Genomic DNA, 5,027 nt, shown 5'->3' with positions numbered 1-5,027 from the left:
ATCAAGTTCGGGTGGTAGTAGCGGCGGCCGTGACGCGCGCCTATGCCAGTGCCTGTTCAGCAAACCGTACCTTAGCCGCAACGAGACACGTACTAGATGTACAGCGTGAAACGCTGGAGGTCACTCGAAGGCTGGCTGCCGGTGGCCGAGGAACAGCGTTTGACGTGAGCAGGGCTCGCGCGGCCGCGAATGAAAGTGAAGCGGCTATCCCGGCCATTGTGGCCACCCGACAAACGGCCTTGCTCGAACTTGCAGCACTGATGGGGCGTCTTCCCGCAGACTATCCAAAAGAGCTGGAAGACTGCCTTCAGCCCCCCGAACTCAAGCGCCCCCTACCGATTGGAGATGGGTGGCAGTTGATCCAGCGCCGGCCGGATATTCGAAGGGCCGAGCGAAACCTTGCTGTAATGACCGCCACTCTTGGTGTTGAGACTGCCCAGCTATATCCACAGGTAAGCATTGGTGGCTCCGCAGGATTCGCAGGCCAATTTAGCGCAATCTCCAGCTCCAATTTCGGTGGCAGTATCGGGCCGCTTATGTCCTGGAACATGCCTAACCGTACCGCAGTGAAGGCACGTATCGCACAGGCCAGTGCAGCCGCGGATGCCGCGCTCGCGGAATTTGATGGAAGCGTTCTTCAAGCTCTCAAGCAAACGGAATCCTCACTATCCGCCTACTCACAGGAGATCAACCGCGAACGAAGCCTCGTGCAGGCTCGGGGCGACGCAGAGGATGCAAGCGACCAAGCCAATCGCCTCTTTCGCTTCGGGCGGACTAGCTTCATCGATGTGCTTTCAGCTGAAAGCGCCTTGGCAAACGTTGAGTCTAGCCTCGCGTCGTCTCGCGCCCAGCTGATTGATCGGCAGATAGAACTGTTTCTCGCCTTGGGTGGTGGCTGGAGAGAGCCGCCTCCAGCCAACTCCAATGAGCCGCTCAAATGAGCGCCCTGATAGGCGCTCAATATTCTCGCACGCTAAACGCTCTGCTCCATGCCATTTCAATGCGCCAATACCAACGCTGTGATGTCACTTCGCGGATCCCGTCGTCGGCCAGATCCACGCCCGCAGGTGACGGGCGAGCGCCCGTCGCTCCGCGAATGCCGACCTAGTCAGCGTTGAACCCCGATGATTTAATAATAGGTTCCCAAAAACTGCGCAATACGTTGAACTTAGAAATCGCCTCGGCTGGAGAGCTGCCGGCGCTGACGAAGCCAAGCGTTCGGATCTTGCTTGCGAACCTGTCGTCTCTAACTGCCTTCCCGATGGCGGTGCTCCATTGCGCTACGGTGCTTGCAGGTGCCTGAGGCGGCAGACATATCGCCAACGTCCCCACCGCGGTCAGGTCCTTAAAACCGAGTTCGGCAAATGTGGGCACGTCAGGAAGGAGCAGTGAGCGTTGCGCAGATGTGATAGCAAGGACGCGTAGCTTTCCCGCATTGTGATACTGCGCAAAATCTCCCACTGTTGAGGTTCCTGCCGCGACGTTTCCGCCAATCAGGTTGTTGATCATCGGTGCAGCGCCCTGAAAGGGAACGTCCTCAAGAGGCGTGCCAATCTTCTTCCCAATTTGCAGACCTAGGAAGTGAGTTGGACCTCCGGAGGCAGCATGGCCGAAATTCGCCTTGTCGGAATGTGCGCGTACCCACACCGCATACTCTGCAAAGGTTTTGACTGGAGAGGATGCTGGCACAGCCAGAGCCATTGCAAACTMGGCAACGGTCGACACCGGGCGGATGTGCTTCTCCGGTACGTAATTGAGCTTCCTGAAAACGGACGGATAGATAGATGTCAGGAAGTCCGGACATAACATCGCCACGCTTCCGTCCGCCGGCGCCGCACGCAACGCTTCTACCGCAATGCGCCCGCCTGCCCCAGGTTTGTTCTCTACAACGACAGTGCGATTAAGCGGTTCGTGCAGGTACTCGGCCAGCGCTCGTGCGACGACGTCCAGTGTGCCACCTGGTGAAAAGCCCACGAGTATCCTTGCGGGAGCGGCAGGCCCGTGCTGTGCGAGGGCCGGCGACACAAGGGAGTACATGACAGAGATGAACGTCGCCAGACGAAAGAAACGTGATCTATAAGGTTGTCTCAAGCTCTTCTTCTCCAAGTTGGCTACTGACAAGACTTCGTATGAAGAGACGGACTCAGTCGAGCGGTTTGAAGCCCGAGTCCGCGACGACCTTTCGCCACCTGTAAAAGTCAGAGTTGACCCGCTGCGTGAACTGGGCAGAGTCTGCGCCACTGGGCTTAAATGTCAGCAGTCGAAAGCTCTCCTGCACACTAGGCTGCTGCAGCGCGCTCTTCACCGCGCCCTGCACTTGTTGTACAAATTTGTTCGGAGTGGCCGCTGGATAGAACAGTCCTGTGTAATCCTCAGTAGCCAAATCCGGGAAGCCTGCCTCAGACGCGGTCGGAACACCTGGCACACTACGTTCAGTGCCGCTCGTTGCCAAAAGCCTAAGTCTGCCTGTCGACAGATGGGGAACAATCCCCGCAAGGACGTCAATACCGAAAGGAATCTGTCCGCCGTTGAGCGCCTGCAGATGAGGCGCACCTCCGTTAAACGGAACGTGATTCAGTTGGATACCACCGGCTCGCGCAAGGAGAAACCCGAGAAAATGCGGGATAGAACCCGTTCCTACCGCCCCATAGTTTCCGTTTAGTGGGTTCGCTTTCACCCATTGGACATACTCGCGCAGCGTCGTGACTTTGGGTGCCGCGGCAGTGCTTGCAATGTAGCCGAACTCCATATTCACGACAGACGTCACCGGCACAAAATCTCGCAACGGATCGTAGCCCAGGTTCTTATAGGCGTGCGGATAGACTGCCATCAACGAAGACGAAGTGAGAAGCAACGTATTGCCGTCCGGCTTTGCCGCCTTCACGTAGGTATTTGCGATACGTGCGCCGGCGCCTGGCTTGTTCTCGACAATCACTTTTGCGTTAAGTGGCTTTTCCAGGTGCGGGGCCACGATTCTCGCAATCGCGTCGGTCGCGCCACCAGCAGGAAATCCCAGAATGATCCGGACAGTGCGGTCAGAAGCTCCAAAAGCTTGGGCCCGGACCAATCGGCTACCGCTGATGGCCCCAATGCCAAGGGTTGTGAGGACTTGTCTGCGTTTCATGGCTCTACTATTGTCTCCGTTTTGTGTTTTGGCTACGTTGCGATGACGTTGCCGGGGACCTGCAGTAAGTAGGCGGTCTGTCGCCGCCTTTCATGATTCATCTTCTGCCGAAGCTCGTGCCTCAGCTCACCGATCAGCGCCCACGGAAAACAGGTGCGCGCTTCTCCGCAAACGCGCGCCGGCCTTCCAATCGGTCTTCTGTATCCCTTAACAAGCCAAACGCCTGCCGCTCCAGCTCCAATCCAGCAGCTAGCGAAAGCTCCCGCCCGCTCATGGCCAACCCCTTGACCGCCGTCATTGCCAGCGGAGCATTCGCCGCCATGTTTCCTGCAAGCGCGAGTGCGGTGTCCCGCAAAGCAGCGAGAGGCACAACTTTGCTGACCAGGCCGATCCTCAGTGCCTCCGCGGCATCGATCCGTTCGCCAGTCAGAAGCATCCACATCGCGTCCGACTGACCAACCGCGCGAACTAGACGTTGTGTGCCGCCAGCGCCTGGTATGCTCCCCACCCGTACCTCCGGCAAGCCAAACTGCGCATTGTCCGAACAGATTCGGATATCCGCCAACAGGGCCAGCTCAAGTCCGCCGCCCAGTGCATAGCCATTGACAGCTGCGATGACTGGCTTCTGGGTCTGGAGTGACCCGAAATTCAAGCCCCTTGTGCCGCCCCCGTAGAGCAGGCTCGCCGCACTTTCCGCGGGGGGCATCGTCTTCTTTAGGTCAGCGCCGGTGCAAAACGRCCGATCTCCTGCGCCCGTCACGACAAGGACTCGGATAGCTTCGTTCCGCGAGACCTCATCCCACGCCTCGAGCAATTTCTCGTTCGACTCGGGGTCGATTGCGTTCATCGCATCGGGCCGGTTTAGAGTGACGAGCGCAACGCCGTCATGGATACTCAACGTAATCGACATGGATACAATTCAGTTTCTTTGGGGAATGGATGCCACTACAGCCTCAATGCTGTCATCGGGAAAGCCCATCTCGGTAAGGACTTCGCGCGTGTGCTGCCCGATGGTTGGCGCGGGACGACGCGCATGGGGCCGCTCCCCGACGGCGCCGATCATGCTGCGCGGCATTGTCAGCGCCCCTGCAACGGGATGCTGCATGGACTCAGCAAGCTCCCCTTCGACGAAGGCTGTCGACTGGACCACTTCGGCGTAATCATTGATTGGTCCGCAGATGATGTCCACGGCGGCGAACTGCTCGAGCCAGAATGCTCGAGGACGAGCACCCATGTGCGATTCCAGCGCACCCAGCAGCGCGTCACGATGCTGCAGGCGACTCTTGTTATCACAGAATCGCGGATCATTGGCGAGCTCCGGGACCCCGATCGCCCCACACAAGGCCTCCCAGCGCGCGGGGTGGTATGCCGCGACCATGATCCATCCGTCGGAGCACCGCAACGCTTCGTTTGGCGTGGCGTATGGTGCGGCATTTCCCTGTGGGCCTGGCACTTTGCCGTCTGCGAAGTAGGTAGCGAAGGTCGTGTGCTGCAACGCGATGGCGCTCGCGAACATGCTGGCTTCCACATGCTGCCMCCTTCCATTTTTCTGCCGCTCTGCAAGGGCAGCAAGGACCGAGATAGTGGCTAGATACCCCGTAACGAGATCGACAACCGGCACTTGGACCTTGCAGGGCTCTCCGCCCTGCGATCCCGTGACGCTCATGAGCCCACTCACCGCTTGCAACACACCGTCCACACCAGGCAAATCCCGGGTGGATCCAAGCTGTCCATAGGCTGACACCGAGCAATAGACCAGTTTCGGATTCCTCTCTGCCACCGTGGCATAGTCAAGCCCAAATCGCGCCATCACACCCGGACGGAAGCTCTCCACCAGCACGTCTGCCTCTGCGATGAGTTGCCGCGCTGCTTCCAGATGTTCCGGTTGCTTAAGATCGAGAAC

5 protein-coding genes are annotated in these 5,027 nt (G+C 58.7%); 1 reads left to right on the top strand and 4 read right to left on the bottom strand.

Translation table 11 applies throughout. The features are described from left to right. A partial coding sequence (locus AC1DS3_RS35090; RefSeq protein WP_477128995.1) for a TolC family protein occupies positions 1–941 on the top strand: 941 nt, incomplete at its 5' end. A 163-nt stretch (positions 942–1,104) separates the two neighbouring features. Here the strand turns inward: AC1DS3_RS35090 and AC1DS3_RS35085 are convergent. The 4 genes from AC1DS3_RS35085 to AC1DS3_RS35070 all read right to left on the bottom strand — a co-directional run. Further along, positions 1,105–2,106 carry a Bug family tripartite tricarboxylate transporter substrate binding protein gene (locus tag AC1DS3_RS35085; protein ID WP_477128994.1) on the bottom strand — a complete coding sequence of 334 codons (1,002 nt, stop codon included), beginning with the start codon at positions 2,104–2,106 and terminating at the stop codon, positions 1,105–1,107. A 37-nt stretch (positions 2,107–2,143) separates the two neighbouring features. Beyond that, positions 2,144–3,124 carry a tripartite tricarboxylate transporter substrate-binding protein gene (locus AC1DS3_RS35080; protein ID WP_441632866.1) on the bottom strand — a complete coding sequence of 327 codons (981 nt, stop codon included), beginning with the start codon at positions 3,122–3,124 and terminating at the stop codon, positions 2,144–2,146. Between the two features lie 133 nt (positions 3,125–3,257). Next, positions 3,258–4,034, bottom strand: a complete 777-nt coding sequence (locus AC1DS3_RS35075) for an enoyl-CoA hydratase/isomerase family protein (RefSeq protein ID WP_477128993.1) — start codon at positions 4,032–4,034, stop codon at positions 3,258–3,260. A gap of 9 nt (positions 4,035–4,043) precedes the next feature. Beyond that, on the bottom strand, positions 4,044–5,027 hold a 984-nt coding region (locus AC1DS3_RS35070), incomplete at its 5' end, for a CaiB/BaiF CoA transferase family protein (RefSeq protein WP_477128992.1).

The sequence above is a fragment of the Cupriavidus sp. 01L46 genome, assembly GCF_056399905.1.
Note: the sequence above shows the minus strand (reverse complement) of the source record. Positions and strands in the feature narration are given on the sequence as shown.

Bases quoted from the DNA above. Each gene is read 5' to 3' on its own strand.
- AC1DS3_RS35080 (WP_441632866.1), bottom strand. From the start codon at position 3,124: ATGAAACGCAGACAAGTCCTCACAACCCTTGGCATTGGGGCCATCAGC.